Below are 15,726 nucleotides of genomic sequence, written 5' to 3' on the forward strand. Positions count from 1 at the left end.
GGGGCCCCCGGCGGCCGCGCGGCCCGCGCGCGGGGGGGGGGGGGGGGGGGGGGGGGGGCGGGGCCCGCCCCCCCCCCCCCCCCCCTTCCCGGGTCCGCCCCCGCGTCACTGCACGCGGTCGGCCCCGTGACCGGCGCCGAACATGCGTACCTCGGCGGGCAGCGAGTCCAGTCCCGCCGACTCCCGCGCCGTGCGCAGGGCCCCGGTCACGGTGTGGTGCTGGACCAGGACGGGGCTGGCCTGCGCGTCGAGGTCCAGGCGCAGGCGCGCGCGGGGCGAGGTGCGGCGGCCGGTGAACCGGACCCGGGCCCGGTCGACCCCGTCGGTGCGCTCGGCCCCGGCGGCCAGCGCGTCCTGCAGGGCCCGGCCGCGCAGCGTGGCGCCGTCCCCGTCCCCCGTGTCGAGGGCGAGCCCGGCGAGCCTGCGGCGGCGCAGCCCGGCGGCGAGCCACCACAGGGCCAGCAGCAGGAGGACGGCGAGGGCCGCGATGACGACCGGCCACCACCAGTCCTCGCCCCGCCACTTGGTGCGCTCCGCCCGGCTGAGCAGGACGTCGTGCTTGCCGTCGTGAATCCACCAGGAGGGCGGTTTCACGCCGAGCCCGATCGCGAGGACCGGTCCGCCCAGGGCGATCAGCACGAGCCCGCACAGCGCGAGCAGGACGCGGTTGACAGTGCGCAGCATGGCCTCAGTCCTTCCCCGGCCGGCGGACCCTGATCACCGGCCGGGGCGTGCGCGCGAGCCCCAGTTCGGTGGTGGCGGTGCCCATGGCCTGGGTGAGTTCGGTGCGGACCTCGTCGGTGTCGCGGAAGTGGGCGACGGCTTTCACCTTGGCCTTGCGGCGCCGGGCCCGGACCTTGACCGACTGCACCCCCGCCACCTGCATGGCCCGGTCGCGCAGGATCAGCCCGGCGGCGTCCCGGTGCAACGCGCCCCGTACCCCGGGGTAGGGGCGGCGCATCGCCAGCAGCCGCCGGCAGCCGGGGGTCAGGGCGAGCACGAGCAGCCACAGCCCGAGGGCGGCGGCGACACCCGCGCCGACCAGCACCCAGTTGTCCTTCAGCGGGCGGCTCGCCAGTTCGCTGGAGAGGGTGCGCCGCCACTGCATCGCCGGGTGACCGGTGCGGACCGCGACGACGTCGTACAGGAAGAGCGCGGTACCGGCGAGGACCAGCAGCGACACGATGCCCGCGGGCACCCGCCGGGCGGACCAGAAGCGCCCGGCCCGCGCGACGGGCGGCGCGTCCGGGTCGGGCAGTGGGACGGGTCCTTGGGAACCCGGCGGTGGTGGCGGTTGTTCGAGCCCCGCCTCCGCCTTCTCCAGGACGGACGGGACGCGGGTGGCGCCCTCCGCTTCGCTCACGAGGTCCTCCCCACGCTGTCGTTCTCGACCGGGTGCAGGCGTTCGACCTGCACGGTCACCTCGGGCACCTTCATCCCCGCGAGCTTCCCGACCCGTTCGGTCACCCGGTGGCGGACGGCGCCGCAGCGCCGCCCGATGTCGCACGGGTACTCCAGCTCCAGGGTGATGCTCACCCGGGCGGTCTCCCGGTGGACGGCCACGGAGGCGCGCGGCGCCTTTCCCCCGGGCGGCACCCGCTCCACCGCCTCCCGGGCCGCCTGGGCGGCGATCTTGGCGACGACACGGTCGGCGATCCGGGTGGCTCCCCGGTCGGCGGCTTCGACGGTCTGTCCGGACACCGCTTCTCACCGCCGGTCGCCGCGCTCGCGCGGCCTGAAGAAGTCACCGGGTTCCAGATCCCCGTCGAGGAACCGCCCTACGACGAAACCGACGGCGCCGAGCGCCGCCACCAGCAGAAAGGCGCCGAAGCCCCCGAAGTATCCGGCGAAGGCCAGGGCCATCCCGACGATCAGACCGAGCACGGCCATGCTCATGGTGAGTTCCTCCAACGACGCCGCTGTTCACAGTTTCGGCACAGGCCCCGGGAAGTGGTGCCGTGTCCCGGGGCCCGGCAGGCAGTGGTCACTGAACCCGCGAACCGGATTCGTCCTCGTCGTCGTCCGGTTCGTCGGGGAGCTTGACGTCGCTCACCGAGATGTTGACCTCGACGACCTCCAGGCTCGTCATCCGCTCCACGGCGTTGATGACGTTCTTGCGCACGGCGCGCGTGACCTCGGTGATCGACTCTCCGTACTCGACGACGATCTCCAGGTCGATCGCCGCCTGGACCTCGCCGACCTCCGCCTTCACTCCGCGCGTCACGGACTTCGAGTTGCCGCCGCCCGGCACCCGGTCCCGCATCGCGCCGAAGGTACGGGCCGCGCCGCTGCCCATGGCGTGCACACCCACGACGTCCCGGGCGGCGAGCCCGGCGATCTTCTCGACGACGCCGTCGGCGATGCTGGTCTTTCCGCGCTCGGCGGGGTCGCCGCCACCGCGCCGGTTCTGCTCGCCCGGACCACTGCCCTCGGGCCTGCGCTGCTGCTGGGGGGTCTCACTCATGGGGGGTCATCCCTTTCGGGGAGGTTGCACTCCTTTTGCTCACACTAAGCGGGGTTGCGCGGATGTGCGCCGTGAATGCGGCAGGGTGAGCACATGACGGCTCAACGGTGGACGCAGGCGGTGCGGGATCAGGTGGCGTTCGGCGGGTTGCTGCCCTTGGGCGACGGCACGGCGGGCGCCTGGCTGGCGGAGTCCGCCGCCGTTTCGGCGCTGCGCCACGCCGGGGACCTGGCCCCCGGGGTGCGGCTGGAGAGGATCACCCTGATCCCCACCCGAACGGATGACTCCGTTACTCCGCAGACGACGTTCCCGGCCCCGCCCACCGCCCTGCCCCCGGGCCCCCTGCGGCTGTCGGCCTCCTTCGCCGCGTGCGTCACCCACCCTCTGCCGGAGACGGCGGCGACCCTGCGCGTGGTGCTCCTGTCGACGGCGCGGGACCGGCTGGGGCTCGCCGTCGCGCGGGCCGATCTGCGCGTCACCGACCTACTCGACGAGGACCCGCGGGCCGGGCGGACGCCCACCTCCACCGGTCAGGGCCGGCCCCTCGAAGCCGACGAGAGCCGGGTGCCCGAGGGGATCGCCCGCCACGCGGCGACGGCGGCCCGCTCCGTGGACGGGGTCGCCGGGCTGGGCGGGGCCTTCGGCGGGCACGGCCGGCCGGTGCGGCTGGGCGAGGCCCGCGAGGACGGCTCCCCCACCCACGTACGCGTCGAAGTCGTCGCCACCGATCTGCGCCCGCTGCCCGACACGGTCCGCGCGGTGCGCTCGGCGGTCGGCTCCGTGCTGGAGCCGGGGACGACGGTCACGGTGCTGGTCACCGGGTGGCTCCCGGACGCCGGGAACGGCGAAGCCCCCGCCTAGAGCCGTGGGTCCACGGCTCCGGGCGGGGGCACGCACGCGTACGGGAGCCGGAAGCGAGTACGCTCCTGACCGCCGTGCCGTGCTAGTCGCCGGAGCCCATGAGGTCGCGCAGGCGGCGGGCCTGGGCGGCGCGTTCCGCGGCGCGCTGCTCCTCGTAGTCGCGCCCGGCCGCGCCCTGGAGGAGCGCCTTCGTCTCGATGACGGCGCCCCGGGGCGGAGCGAGGAGCGCGGCGCACAGGTCCTGGACGGCGCCGTCGAGTTCGGCGGCGGGCACCACGAGGTTGGCGAGCCCGGACCTGGCCGCCTCCTCGGCGTGCACGTAACGGCCGGTGAGGCAGATCTCCAGGGCCCGGCCCTGACCGACGAGAGAGACCAGCGGGCTGGTGCCGGTCAGGTCCGGCACCAGCCCGAGGCTGGTCTCCCGCATCGCGAACTGCACGTCCTCGGCCACCACCCGCAGATCGCAGGCGAGGGCGAGCTGGAAACCGGCCCCGATGGCATGCCCCTGGACGACGGCGATCGACACGAGGTCGGGCCGCCGCCACCAAGTGAACGCCTCCTGGTATCCGGCGATGGCCGCGTCCAGGTCCTCGTCCGTGCCCTGGGCCAGCGTGAGGAAGGACGTCTCCCCCTCGAAGCCCTCGGGGGTGAACGCCTTCCGGTCCAGGCCCGCGGAGAAGGACTTGCCCTCACCGCGCAGCACGACGATCCGGACGTCGCCCGGCAGTTCCCTTCCGGCCTGCGCCAACGCCCGCCACAGCGCGGGATTCTGGACGTTTCGCTTGGCCGGATTGGTCAGCGTGACGGTCGCCACCGCGTCGTCCACGGTGAGCCGTACGCCGTCGGTGTCGAGCAGGACGGTGGTCTTGCCGTCGCCGCCGTTACCGGTACCGGTTGAAGCCATGAAGAGCCTCCGGGGTGCTGTGCCGTCGTAAGTGACTGCACAGTAACCACCCGGCCGACTGGGAGGACAGCCGGGTGGTCACCACGGAGGTACTGGGTCTGTTGCCTGTGCCGCTGAATGTGCTGCCGCACCGCTGGTGCCAGGGCCGGGTGGGCGGGGTGCCGACGCCGGCGCCCCGAGGGGTCGCAGGCCGCCACGGCCGGTCCCGCGCCGCCCGGTCAGTTGGCGGCGGTCTTCTTTCCCCGGGTCGCTCCGCCGCGTCCTCGCAGCGTCACGCCCGATTCGCTGAGCATGCGGTGCACGAATCCGTACGACCGGCCCGTCTCCTCGGCCAGCGCCCGGATGCTCGCACCACCGTCGTACTTCTTCTTCAGGTCTGCCGCGAGCTTGTCGCGCGCGGCGCCGGTTACCCGGCTGCCCTTCTTCAGAGTCTCGGCCACCCGTGCCTCCTCGTGGGAAGTGCGCTCTGGACTCTCATGATCACCCCTCCCGGCAATCCTGGCCACCCATTCAGCAAGGTCCACAGGACGAGCTTGCCGTGGTGCCGGGCCGAGATCACGAACGGAACAGGCTGTTCCGGTGATCTTCCCGGCGGGCACCGCGCCGATTCCCCACAGAAGGGGCAGGTCAGCGCGGTGGACGGTGTACAGGAGCCAGTACCCGCAGATGAGGCCCCGAATCACTCGGGGACACACGACGGTACGAGGGCTTCTCACCCAGATGAAGGATCACCGATGAGCCGAATGATCCGGTCGCGGGCGATCACCGGGGCCGCTCCCCGCGACCGGCCGGCGCCCCGGACGGGCGGGCGGCCGCCGGAGGCGGGGTGCGGGCCGCCGGTCAGGCGAGGGAGACCAGATCGCGGTAGTCCGCGCCCCACAGGTCCTCGACGCCGTCGGGCAGCATGATGATGCGCTCCGGCTGGAGCGCCTCGACGGCGCCCTCGTCGTGGGTGACCAGGACGACGGCGCCCTTGTAGGTGTGCAGCGCGCCGAGGATCTCCTCGCGGCTGGCGGGGTCGAGGTTGTTGGTCGGTTCGTCCAGAAGGAGGACGTTGGCCGAGGAGACGACGAGGGTGGCGAGCGCCAGCCGGGTCTTCTCCCCGCCGGAGAGCACCCCGGCGGGCTTGTCGACGTCGTCACCCGAGAACAGGAAGGAGCCGAGCGTCTTACGGACCTCGACGAGGTCGAGGTCGGGGGCGGCCGAGCGCATGTTCTCCAGCACGGTGCGCTCGGGGTCGAGGGTCTCGTGCTCCTGCGCGTAGTAGCCGAGCTTGAGCCCGTGGCCCTCGACGACCTCGCCGGTGTCCGGCGTCTCGACACCCGCGAGCAGGCGCAGCAGGGTCGTCTTGCCGGCGCCGTTGAGGCCGAGGATGACGACGCGGGAGCCCTTGTCGATCGCGAGGTCGACGTCGGTGAAGATCTCCAGCGAGCCGTAGGACTTGGACAGCCCCTCGGCGGTGAGCGGGGTCTTCCCGCACGGCGAGGGTTCGGGGAAGCGCAGCTTGGCGACCTTGTCGGACTGGCGCACCTCCTCCAGACCGGACAGCAGCCGCTCGGCGCGGCGGGCCATGTTCTGCGCGGCGACCGTCTTGGTGGCCTTGGCGCGCATCTTGTCGGCCTGCGCGTTGAGCGCGGACGCCTTCTTCTCGGCGTTCTGCCGCTCGCGCTTGCGGCGCTTCTCGTCGGCCTCGCGCTGCTGCTGGTACAGCTTCCAGCCCATGTTGTAGGCGTCGATGCGGGAGCGGTTGGCGTCCAGGTAGAAGACCTTGTTGACGACCGTCTCGACCAGCTCCACGTCGTGGGAGATGACGATGAACCCGCCGCGGTAGGTCTTCAGGTAGTCGCGCAGCCAGACGATCGAGTCCGCGTCGAGGTGGTTGGTGGGCTCGTCGAGCAGCAGGGTGTCCGCGTCGGAGAAGAGGATGCGGGCCAGTTCGATACGGCGGCGCTGACCGCCCGAGAGGGTGTGCAGCGGCTGGCCGAGCACCCGGTCGGGGAGGTTGAGCGCGGCGGCGATGGTCGCGGCCTCGGCCTCGGCGGCGTATCCGCCCTTGGTGAGGAACTCCGTCTCCAGGCGCTCGTACTTGCGCATGGCCTTGTCGCGGGTGGCGCCCTTGCCGTTGGCCATGCGCTCCTCGTTCTCCCGCATCTTCTGCAGCAGGACGTCGAGGCCGCGCGCGGACAGGACCCGGTCGCGGGCGAGCACGTCGAGGTCGCCGGTGCGCGGGTCCTGCGGGAGGTAGCCGACCTCGCCGGAGCGGGTGATGGTGCCGGCCGCGGGGATGCCCTCACCGGCCAGGCACTTGGTGAGCGTGGTCTTCCCCGCGCCGTTGCGGCCGACCAGTCCGATCCGGTCGCCCTTGGCGACGCGGAAGCTGGCGTTCTCGATGAGGATGCGGGCGCCGGCGCGCAGCTCGATGCCGGTGGCGGTGATCACGGACGGTCTCCAGGGCGGTTGGGGCGGCGGAAGGGCGGACTCGGGTGCGGCGCACGGCGCGCGGTCCCGGCACGGGGCGGCCGGACGGACGGCGCGCCGGCGTCGGGTCGACGCCGGCTAATGCACAAGGAGAAAGGCCATGACGTCAGTCTAACGGGGGCGGGCAAGCGGTTTGCCCGGCCCGGGTGCGGCGGTGGCCCGGCCGTACCCGGGCCGCGCCTGCCGGGGCCGCGCCCGCCGGCCCCCCACCGTTCCGGGCCCCGCCCCGGGCGGCAGCGAGCCGTGGGGTCAGGCGCCCCCGGTGTGGACCTGGAAGGCGGCCCGGCGCACCGCCTTCGCGAGCGCGGGATCGGGGTGCGCCGAGGCCAGGGCGAGCAGCACCTGCACGGTGCGCGGGTGGTCGACGGAACGGACCTCGTCCAGCAGCGCGGGCACGGTGGGCTGGACGGCGGCGTCGAGGTGGCGCACCAGGAGGTCGGTGTCGCCGTGGTCGCTGACGGCGGCGGCCGTGTCGATCCACAGCCAGGTGGACTCCTCACGGGTGAGGACGGCGTGCGCGTCCTCGGCGTCGGTGCCCTCCTGTTCGGCCAGCCACAGCAGCGCGTAGGGCCGCAGCGGCAGTTCTCCGGCGACCGCGCGTACGCCCGGCTCGGCGGGGGCGCCGACCACGCGCAGCGCCTCGAAGGCGAGTCCGCGCAGCAGGGCGTCGTCGCCGCGGGCGGCGTCGAGCAGTTCCTGGACGGCGCTGCCGACGGTGCGGGCGGCGAGCCAGGCCCGGTACTCGGCGCGGGCGTCCCCGGGCCGCAGCCGGGCGCAGCCGCGCAGCATGTCCTGCGCGGACTGCTCGATGTTGCCGGCCGGGGACTGCGCGGCCACGCAGATCTGCTCCAGCTTGACCCACACCGCCCAGCTGCCGAGCGAGGTGAGGGTGATCTCGTCCTCGGAGACGGTGAGGGCGCCGACCGCGGCGAGGCGCACCAGTGCCCAGTCGAGCAGGACGGGCAGCGCGGGCCCTTCGGCCGGTTCGGCCGCGGGGGCGCCCGCGGCCGGGATCTCGCAGCGTTCGGAGCGCAGCTCCTCGACGCGCTGCTCCAGGAGGTCCAGGAGCTGTTCGCGCGGCACGGTGCCGGCCGAGAGCTGGAGTACGGACAGGAGCTGCGGCATGGCCTCGACGACCTCGGCGACGGCGGCCGGGTCGGCGGGCCGCTCCCCCGTCCCGGCGCCCTCGGGGTGCACGAGCGACCACGCGTCGAACAGGGCGACCCAGCCGCGCAGGACGGCGGTGTCGTCGTGCTCCCAGGCACGCAGCCGCCAGCCGGGTCTGGCCACGCCGCCGTGCACCTCGACGAGTCCGGCGAGCCGGGCGGCGTCCCAGTCGACGCGTACCTGGGCCGGGCTGAGGCCGAGCGCGGCGGCGGCCTCCTCGACCGCGGCCTCGGGCAGGGTGTGCTCGCCGCCGCGCCGGGAGGCGGGCGAGTCGGGGGCGGTGTGCCGGGCGGCGTGCAACCGGCCGGGCGCGGGGCGCCGTTCGCGGTCGGCCCAGCGGGCGACGGTCGCGGCCCCCGCGAGCACGGCGCGCGCGGTACGGGCCAGCTCGGAGGGCGGTGGGGTGCCCTCGGGTGGCCGGGGAGCGGGACGGCGCGGGCGCCGTTCCGCGACCGTGCGGGCGGGGGCCGCGAGGGGGCGGCCTACGAGTCGGAGCCTGGAGTCGCGCGGGATACGGGACGTCACGGAGGGCAGTCTCCCCGTTGACGGCCCGAAAGCCCAAACGGAACCTCGCTCACCGGTGCCCAAAGGCTTGGTCGCACGGCCCCGGCGACCTGTGCGCAGGCCGCTCGCCCGCCGCTTCGCGCCGGGGCGGGCGAGGGCCTTCGCGCCTTGGGGGGACTGGGCGAGCGGTCCGCCCGCTCACCTGAGGCCCGCTCACATGAGGGGGGTGAGGAAGCGGCGGAGTGTCTCCTCGTACCGGGCCGGGTCGCGGTTCCACATCGCGCCGTGCGGGGCCTGGTCGACGGTGTGCAGGGTGACGAGGTCGGGACGGGCCTCGGCGAAGGCGCGGGTGAGCCGGTAGGGGGCGATCACGTCGTCGGGGCCGTGCACGGCGAGCACCGGGACCCGCAGGGCGCGCGGGTCGGCGGCCCGGTCCACGCGCTCCGGGGGCAGTCCCGTGCGGCCCTCGGCGGCGCGGACCGCGAGCGGCAGCAGGGCGCCGGGGGTGTGCCGGGCGCGGGCGAGGGCCCCGAGGGCGTACTGCCAGCTCAGGACCGGCGAGTCGAGGACGAGACCGGCGATCCGGTCGCGCAGCCCGGAGCGGGCGGCGGCCCGCAGCGCCATGGCGGCGCCCGTGGACCAGCCGTGCAGGACGACGTGCTGGGCGCCGTTGCGCACGGCGAAGCGGAGGGCGGCGTCGAGGTCGCGCCACTCGCTCTCGCCGAAGTGCCCGAGTCCGCCGGGGGCGGGGGGCGCGCCGGGGTCGCCGCGGTAGGCGAGGTCGAGCACGGGGAGTTTGTGCCGGTGCAGGAAGTCCATGAGCACCATGGGGTGCTCGCGCGTCGTCCCGAGGCCGTGCGCGGTGATGACCCAGGTGCGGCGCCCACCGGGCAGGTACCAGGCGGGCAGGGCGCCGAGTTCGCCGGGGATCTCGACGTCCTCGTAGTCGAGTCCGAGGGCGCTGCGGGGGTCCCCGACGTGGACCTGCGGGGTCAGCCACACGCGGTCCCCGGGGTCGAGGGTGCCGTGCGTGACGCGGCGCAGTTCGCGGACCACGGTGTCGGCCTGGTGCGGCTCGCCGTCCACGACGGGGCCGAGGACCGCGTGCGAGCCGTCTCCGCCGAGTCCGTAGACGCCGGGGCGCCGCGAGGCGAGGGCCCGGGTCAGGGTGACGCGGTCGGCGGCCGCGGAGTGGACGGTGAGCCGGGGTTCGGTGGGCAGCGGCCGGCCGGGAGGCGCCTTGAGGGCCGCGTCGCCGGCCAGCCGCCCGGCGGCCACGGCCGCCGCGCCGGCTCCGAGCAGGGCGGTCAGAGCCGCCGCGGTTGCTTTTGCGGTGCGCACCGCTCCAGTGTCCGGTCCCCGGCCCGGGGCGGCCAGCGGACGTGTGCGCGCGGGTGACGCCCGGTGGGCCTCCCGGATCAGGTCGCTCAGCCGCCGCGCCGTCCGGGGCGCGGCGCGGCCGGGGGTGCGCTGCCTGAAGGGTGTCGCTGTCATCGCGGGCGTTCCTCTCGGGGCGGGGCGGCGCGGGCACGGCAGGGGCGTCTCCCCCGCCCCTGCGCGGTACGCCTTCCCCGCACGGAAGAGGCGTACCGCCGCGGCCGTGCTCAGCGCGCGTCCGGCTGCCCGTATCCGGTGAACCGCGCGGCGGCCTCGGCGAGCTGCCGCGCGCCGAGCAGGCGCGGGGTGTGGCCGGGGACGGCCGCCGCCGTCAGCCAGACGCGGCACATCCACTCCAGTTGCGCGGTGCGCTCGTACGCCTGGTCGAGGGTGTCGCCGTACGCGGCGGTGCCGTGGTTGGCCAGCAGGCAGGCGGTGCGCCCGCGCAGGGCGCGCAGCAGGTGGTCGGCGAGTTCCTCGCTGCCGTACGGGGCGTACGGGGCGACGCGCACCGGTCCGCCGAGCGCGGCGGTGATGTAGTGGACGGCGGGCACCTCGGTGACCAGGGTGGACACGGCCGTGGCGTGCACGGCGTGGGTGTGCACGAGGGCCCGTGCGGGGGTGTGGCGGTACACGGCGAGGTGCATCGGCAGCTCGCTCGTGGGCCGCAGGCGGCCCAGCCGCTGCCGTCCCTCCAGGTCGACGCCGACCGCGTCGCCGGGGCGCAGCCGGTCGTAGGGCACGCCGGTCGGGGTGACCAGCACCAGCTCGCCCAGCTCGGGATCGTCGACGCGGACCGAGACGTTGCCGGAGGTGCCGACGACGAGTCCGTCCGCGACGGTCCTGCGGGCGGTGTCCACGAGCGCGGACCAGGCCGCCTTCCGCACCCCCGGTCCGGCCGTGTCCTCGTGCGGCCGCTTCCCGCCCTCGTACCGGCGCCGGCCCCGCTCCTGTCGTCGCGTCATGCGCGGCATCCTGCCAGCGCGCGCCCGCCGGAGCGGACCCGGTGGCCCCGGGCCTCCCGGCCGGGTGCCGGTTCGAGGGGTTGGACCGGTTCGAGAGGTTCGAGGCATTCGAGGGTTTCGAGGCGTTCGAGCGGTTCGGTGTGATGTCATCCCGTCTCGCGCGGGCCGGGGTGCTCGGTGGGCCCGGTCGCGGCGGCGCGACAAAGCTCACTCGGCCCGGCCGCCCGGCCGCCCGGCCGGACAAACGGAAGGCCCGGAACCCGGCGTTCCGGGCGCCGGGGGCCCGCACGGCCCTCACCCGGTGGCCGCGCTCCACTTCGGGTCACCACAGCGCCCGCCCCAGTTCATCTTCCGTTCACTCGGACTGCTTACGTTCGTCGTGACATTGACGTCCAACAGAAGCCCGGGTAAATGGAACACATCACGCTTCTCCTCGGGATCGTGATCGTCACCGCTCTCGTGTTCGACTTCACGAACGGTTTCCACGACACAGCCAACGCGATGGCCACCACCATCTCGACCGGCGCCCTCAAACCCAAGACGGCCGTGGCCATGTCCGCGGCTCTCAATCTCGTCGGCGCCTTCCTCTCCGTGGAGGTGGCCAGAACGATCTCCGGCGGGATCGTCAATGAACAGGGACTCAAGACAGAAGTGATCTTCGCGGCGCTGGTGGGCGCCATCCTGTGGAACCTCGTGACCTGGCTGCTGGGGCTTCCCTCCAGTTCCTCGCACGCGCTGTTCGGCGGGCTCATCGGTGCCGCCGTCGCCTCGGCCGGGTTCTCCACCGTCAACGGCGGCACGGTCGTCACCAAGATCGTCATCCCGGCGCTGGCCGCCCCGCTGGTCGCCGGTCTCGCCTCGTTCCTCGCGACCCGGCTCACGTACCGGATCACGCGGGGGGTGGACGAGGAGACCGGCCGCAAGGGCTACCGGGCCGGGCAGATCGCCTCGGCCGGACTGGTCTCGCTCGCGCACGGCACCAACGACGCGCAGAAGACCATGGGCATCATCACGCTGGCCCTCGTGACCGGCGACGTGCTCAAGCCCGGCTCGAACCCGCCGCTGTGGGTCATCCTCTCGGCGGGCTGCGCGATCGCGCTCGGTACGTACCTGGGCGGCTGGCGCATCATCCGCACGATGGGCACCGGGCTCACCGACCTGGCGCCGCCCCAGGGCTTCGCCTCGCAGACCGGAGCGGCGACCGTCATCCTCGCCTCCTCGCACCTCGGCTTCTCCCTCTCGACGACGCAGGCGTGCTCGGGTTCCGTGATGGGCGCGGGGCTCGGCCGCAAGGGCGGCCAGGTCCGCTGGTCGACCGCGAGCCGGATGGCCGTCGCCTGGGTGCTGACCCTGCCCGCCGCCGCCGTCGTCGGCGCCGGCGCGGAGTTCCTGACCCGGCAGGGCGCCTGGGGCGTCTCGCTCACCGCGGCCCTGCTGATCGCGGCGGGCGGCTACATCTGGCTGCTGTCGCGCCGCAAGCCGGTCAGCCACCACGACGTGGGCGCGAAAGCCCCCGCCGCCGAACCCTCCGGGGTGGTCACCCAGGCCGTGGCGGCCGTGACCCCGCCACCGGCAGGCGTCCTGAGCGTCCCGGTGCAGCCGACGGCGGCCGAGGCCCCCGACACCCTGACCGCGACCATCGACGCCCCCGCCCCCCGGGCCGACCGCCCCACCGAGCGCGCCGGATCGGGCGCGGCCTGAGCCCGCTGCGGCCAACCGGCCAGAAAGGACCTCGCAGATGCATATCGACTGGGCGGCGCTCGGCTCCGTCTTCGGCGTGAGCCTCGGCATCACCGTGGCGCTGGTGGGCGCGTTCGCGCTCGGTATCGCCGGCCTCTCGCGCGCCTCGCGGACCCGGCGCGCGCAGGCCGCGGGTACGGCCCCCGCGGCGGCGGTGCCCGCCGGCGGGGCGGGCGGCGGCACGCCGGCCCTCCTGCGTACCGGGGCCTACGCGTGCTTCGCGCTGTGCCTGGCGGCCGTCGGGTACGGGATCTACGTCATCGTCGCCTGAGTCCGCGACGCGGCGCCCGCGGCGTCGCGCGCGGGCGGGAGACGCGTGAGGGGCGGGCGGCCGTGCGGGCCGTCCGCCCCTCGCCGTACCCGGCGCTCCGCCGTACCCCGACCCGTACCCGCCCGGCCCGCTGCCGTTTCGCTGCGGCCCAGGTCGGAGGCGGTGTGGGTCTCGGCACATGTCCGTTATGGCGTCAAGTGGGAGTTGACGGGCGTTCTCCGCGCGTGGTGGACTGCCGGGGCCCATTCGGCAGCAGCAGAGGAAGCCCGGTGCGAGTCCGGCGCGGTCCCGCCACTGTGAGCGGAGAGCAGGTCTCTCCGTGAGTCAGGAACTCTCGCTGCCGGACTCCTTCGAACCAGGGCGCGGACCCTGAGTGAGGACACCCGCATGTCCGGCAGCCGCCGTCCCGCTCCGCCCGGAGCCTTCCGCCTCCCGTCCGTCGCACGAGGTGTGACGGCGGACTGACGCCATGCGTGCCGAACGTGTTCTCACGGCCGGCGCCACCGCCGGTCTGCTCGGCGACCTGCTCCTCGGTGATCCCCGGCGCGGCCATCCGGTCGCGCTGTTCGGGCGCGCGGCCTCGGCCGCCGAGCGGGTCCTGTGGCGTGACCACCGGGGCGCCGGAGCCCTCCACACCGCGCTGTGCGCCGGGGGCGCGACCGCCCTCGGGGCGCTCGCCGCGCGGTGGGCGCGCCGCTCCCCCGCCGCCTCCCTCGCCCTGACCGCCGCCGCCACCTGGACGGTCGTGGGCGGCACCTCGCTGGGCCGGGAGGCCCGTGCGATCGGCGCCGCCCTCGCGGCCGGAGAGGTGGAGACGGCGCGGGCGCGCCTGCCCCACCTGTGCGGACGCGATCCGCAGTCCCTGGACGCGGACGGGATCGCGCGCGCCGTCGTGGAGTCCGTCGCCGAGAACACCTCCGACGCCGTGGTCGGCGCCCTCGTGTGGGGTGCGGCGGCCGGGGTGCCGGGGCTGCTGGGCTTCCGCGCGGTCAACACGCTGGACGCGATGGTGGGTCACCGCTCGCCGCGCCACCGGCGTTTCGGCTGGTCGGCGGCGCGTCTCGACGACGTCCTCGGCTGGCCGGGGGCCCGGCTGACGGCGGGCTGGGCGATCGTGTCGGGGGGCCGGCCGCGCGCCGCGCTCACCGCCGTACGGGAGGACGCGCACCGCCATCCGAGCCCCAACGCGGGCCGGGTGGAGGCCGCGTTCGCGGGGGCGCTCGGGGTGCGGCTGGGCGGGACCCTCGCGTACGGCGGCCGGGTCGAGCACCGGCCGGTGCTGAACGGGAGGGGGCGGCCGGTCGCTGTCGCCGACATCGAACGCGCCGTGCGGCTGTCGCGGCGGGTGGCCTGGCTGTCCCTGGCGGCCTGCGCGGGGGCCCGGACCGGCTGGGCGGCGCTGCGGCGCGGGAGGTCCCTGTGAGGGGCGGCGGACTGCTGGTCGCGGGGACCACCTCGGACGCGGGCAAGAGCGTCGTGACCGCCGGGATCTGCCGGTGGCTGGTACGCCAGGGCGTGCGGGTCGCGCCGTTCAAGGGACAGAACATGTCCCTCAACTCGTACGTGACGCGGGAGGGCGCGGAGATCGGCCGGGCGCAGGCCATGCAGGCGCAGGCCGCCCGGATCGAGCCGAGCGCGCTCATGAACCCGGTGCTGCTCAAACCGGGCGGCGACCGCACGAGCCAGGTCGTGCTGCTGGGCCGGCCGGTCGGCGAGCTGAGCGCGCGGGCGTACCACGGGGGACGCCAGGAGACGCTGCTCGGCACGGTCGTGGACTGTCTGGAGCAGTTGCGCTCGCGCTACGACGCGGTGATCTGCGAGGGCGCGGGCAGCCCGGCGGAGATCAACCTGCGCCGCACCGATCTGGTCAACATGGGGGTCGCGCGCGCCGCGCGGCTGCCGGTCCTGGTCGTGGGCGACATCGACCGGGGCGGGGTGTTCGCCTCGTTCTTCGGGACGACGGCGCTGCTGGACCCCGGGGACCAGGAGCTGATCGCGGGCTACCTCGTCAACAAGTTCCGGGGCGACGTCTCGCTCCTGGAGCCGGGCCTCGTGATGCTGGAGCAGCTGACCGGGCGCCGCACCTTCGGCGTCCTGCCCTTCCGGCACGGCCTGGGCATCGACGAGGAGGACGGGCTCGCGGTGTCGCTGCGCGGGGCGGTGCGCGAGTCGGCGGTGAGCGAGCCGTACGGCGAGGACGTGCTGCGGGTCGCGGTGTGCGCGGTGCCGCTCATGTCGAACTTCACGGACGTCGACGCGCTCGCGGCCGAACCGGGCGTCGTCGTGCGTTTCGTGGACCGTCCGCAGGAGCTGGCCGACGCCGATCTCGTGGTCGTCCCCGGTACCCGCGGCACGGTCGGCGCGCTGCGCTGGCTGCGCGAGCGGGGCCTCGCGGCGGAGCTGTCCCGGCGGGCCGCCGCCGGCCGTCCGGTGCTCGGCATCTGCGGCGGGTTCCAGTTGCTCGGTGAGGTGATCGAGGACGAGGTGGAGTCGCGGGCCGGCACCGTCGAGGGGCTCGGGCTGCTGCCGGTGCGGGTGCGTTTCGCCCGCGAGAAGACCCTCGCGCGGCCCTCGGGCAGCGCGCTCGGCGAGCGGGTCGAGGGCTACGAGATCCACCACGGCGTGGCCGAGGTGAGGGGCGGCGAACCCTTCCTCGACGGCTGCCGGGCCGGCTGCGTGTGGGGCACGCACTGGCACGGTTCGCTGGAGAGCGACGGCTTCCGGCGCGCCTTCCTGCGTCAGACGGCGCGGGCGGCGGGGCGGCGTTTCGTGCCCGCGCCGGACACCTCCTTCGGCCGGTTGCGCGAGGAGCAGCTCGATCTGCTGGGCGACCTGATCGAGGAGCACGCCGACACGGACGCGCTGCTGCGGCTGATCGAGGGGGGCGCGCCCCCGGGGCTGCCCTTCGTCCCGCCGGGAGCGCCCGCGCCGCCCGGGGCGCGCGGGTGAGCGGCGCCCGGGGAACCTCCACGAACACAGCCGCCCGTTCACGTAC

Annotated in this window: 16 protein-coding genes and 1 riboswitch; of the genes, 5 read left to right on the plus strand and 11 right to left on the minus strand. The window is 74.9% G+C overall.

The annotated features are described in order from the left end of the window. Positions 1 to 105 precede the first annotated feature (105 nt). The 5 genes from amaP to ACFYMP_RS00215 form a co-directional block, all read right to left on the minus strand. On the minus strand, positions 106 to 684 hold the full coding sequence (amaP, locus tag ACFYMP_RS00195; protein ID WP_388847962.1) for an alkaline shock response membrane anchor protein AmaP: 579 nt from the start codon (positions 682 to 684) through the stop codon (positions 106 to 108). Between the two features lie 4 nt (positions 685 to 688). After that, positions 689 to 1,363 (minus strand): DUF6286 domain-containing protein, encoded by a 675-nt coding sequence (locus ACFYMP_RS00200; protein WP_388847965.1) that lies wholly within the window; start codon positions 1,361 to 1,363, stop codon positions 689 to 691. Then, positions 1,360 to 1,701 carry a hypothetical protein gene (locus ACFYMP_RS00205; RefSeq protein WP_388847968.1) on the minus strand — a complete coding sequence of 114 codons (342 nt, stop codon included), beginning with the start codon at positions 1,699 to 1,701 and terminating at the stop codon, positions 1,360 to 1,362. Before ACFYMP_RS00205 ends, ACFYMP_RS00200 begins: the two co-directional genes overlap by 4 nt. 6 nt (positions 1,702 to 1,707) lie before the next feature. After that, a complete protein-coding gene (locus ACFYMP_RS00210; RefSeq protein WP_388847971.1) occupies positions 1,708 to 1,896 on the minus strand; it encodes a hypothetical protein in 189 nt (62 codons plus the stop codon). 88 nt (positions 1,897 to 1,984) lie between these two features. Then, positions 1,985 to 2,464 carry an Asp23/Gls24 family envelope stress response protein gene (locus tag ACFYMP_RS00215; protein WP_388847974.1) on the minus strand — a complete coding sequence of 160 codons (480 nt, stop codon included), beginning with the start codon at positions 2,462 to 2,464 and terminating at the stop codon, positions 1,985 to 1,987. Between the two features lie 93 nt (positions 2,465 to 2,557). On the opposite strand from ACFYMP_RS00215, the gene ACFYMP_RS00220 reads away from it, so the two are divergent. Further along, a complete protein-coding gene (locus ACFYMP_RS00220) occupies positions 2,558 to 3,325 on the plus strand; it encodes a hypothetical protein (RefSeq protein WP_388847977.1) in 768 nt (255 codons plus the stop codon). An 82-nt stretch (positions 3,326 to 3,407) separates the two neighbouring features. Here ACFYMP_RS00220 and ACFYMP_RS00225 read toward each other — a convergent pair whose 3' ends face one another. The 6 genes from ACFYMP_RS00225 to ACFYMP_RS00250 form a co-directional block, all read right to left on the minus strand. Next, the gene (locus tag ACFYMP_RS00225; protein ID WP_388847980.1) at positions 3,408 to 4,229 is read right to left on the minus strand and encodes an enoyl-CoA hydratase/isomerase family protein; all 822 of its coding nucleotides are present in this window, start codon (positions 4,227 to 4,229) and stop codon (positions 3,408 to 3,410) included. Between the two features lie 218 nt (positions 4,230 to 4,447). Beyond that, entirely contained in the window at positions 4,448 to 4,669 is a 222-nt protein-coding gene (locus ACFYMP_RS00230; protein WP_363145806.1) for a helix-turn-helix domain-containing protein, read from the minus strand. A 400-nt stretch (positions 4,670 to 5,069) separates the two neighbouring features. Continuing rightward, complete coding sequence (gene abc-f / locus ACFYMP_RS00235; RefSeq protein WP_388847983.1) at positions 5,070 to 6,668, minus strand: ribosomal protection-like ABC-F family protein; 1,599 nt, start codon at positions 6,666 to 6,668, stop codon at positions 5,070 to 5,072. Between the two features lie 288 nt (positions 6,669 to 6,956). Continuing rightward, positions 6,957 to 8,399 carry a hypothetical protein gene (locus ACFYMP_RS00240; protein WP_388847986.1) on the minus strand — a complete coding sequence of 481 codons (1,443 nt, stop codon included), beginning with the start codon at positions 8,397 to 8,399 and terminating at the stop codon, positions 6,957 to 6,959. Between the two features lie 192 nt (positions 8,400 to 8,591). Next, positions 8,592 to 9,719 (minus strand): alpha/beta hydrolase, encoded by a 1,128-nt coding sequence (locus tag ACFYMP_RS00245; RefSeq protein ID WP_388849480.1) that lies wholly within the window; start codon positions 9,717 to 9,719, stop codon positions 8,592 to 8,594. A gap of 263 nt (positions 9,720 to 9,982) precedes the next feature. After that, on the minus strand, positions 9,983 to 10,729 hold the full coding sequence (locus ACFYMP_RS00250; RefSeq protein WP_388847989.1) for a class II aldolase/adducin family protein: 747 nt from the start codon (positions 10,727 to 10,729) through the stop codon (positions 9,983 to 9,985). Between the two features lie 402 nt (positions 10,730 to 11,131). On the opposite strand from ACFYMP_RS00250, the gene ACFYMP_RS00255 reads away from it, so the two are divergent. From ACFYMP_RS00255 to ACFYMP_RS00270, 4 genes are all read left to right on the plus strand, one after another. Continuing rightward, entirely contained in the window at positions 11,132 to 12,421 is a 1,290-nt protein-coding gene (locus ACFYMP_RS00255; protein WP_388847992.1) for an anion permease, read from the plus strand. A gap of 37 nt (positions 12,422 to 12,458) precedes the next feature. Continuing rightward, positions 12,459 to 12,731, plus strand: coding sequence for a hypothetical protein (locus ACFYMP_RS00260; RefSeq protein ID WP_388847995.1), 273 nt, complete (start codon positions 12,459 to 12,461; stop codon positions 12,729 to 12,731). A 210-nt stretch (positions 12,732 to 12,941) separates the two neighbouring features. After that, positions 12,942 to 13,086: riboswitch (cobalamin riboswitch) on the plus strand. 114 nt (positions 13,087 to 13,200) lie between these two features. Continuing rightward, complete coding sequence (locus ACFYMP_RS00265; RefSeq protein WP_388847998.1) at positions 13,201 to 14,154, plus strand: cobalamin biosynthesis protein; 954 nt, start codon at positions 13,201 to 13,203, stop codon at positions 14,152 to 14,154. Next, positions 14,151 to 15,680 carry a cobyric acid synthase gene (locus tag ACFYMP_RS00270; protein WP_388848001.1) on the plus strand — a complete coding sequence of 510 codons (1,530 nt, stop codon included), beginning with the start codon at positions 14,151 to 14,153 and terminating at the stop codon, positions 15,678 to 15,680. Before ACFYMP_RS00265 ends, ACFYMP_RS00270 begins: the two co-directional genes overlap by 4 nt. Positions 15,681 to 15,726: the final 46 nt, after the last annotated feature.

This window comes from Streptomyces sp. NPDC007088 (assembly GCF_042869355.1).
GTDB lineage: Bacteria > Actinomycetota > Actinomycetes > Streptomycetales > Streptomycetaceae > Streptomyces.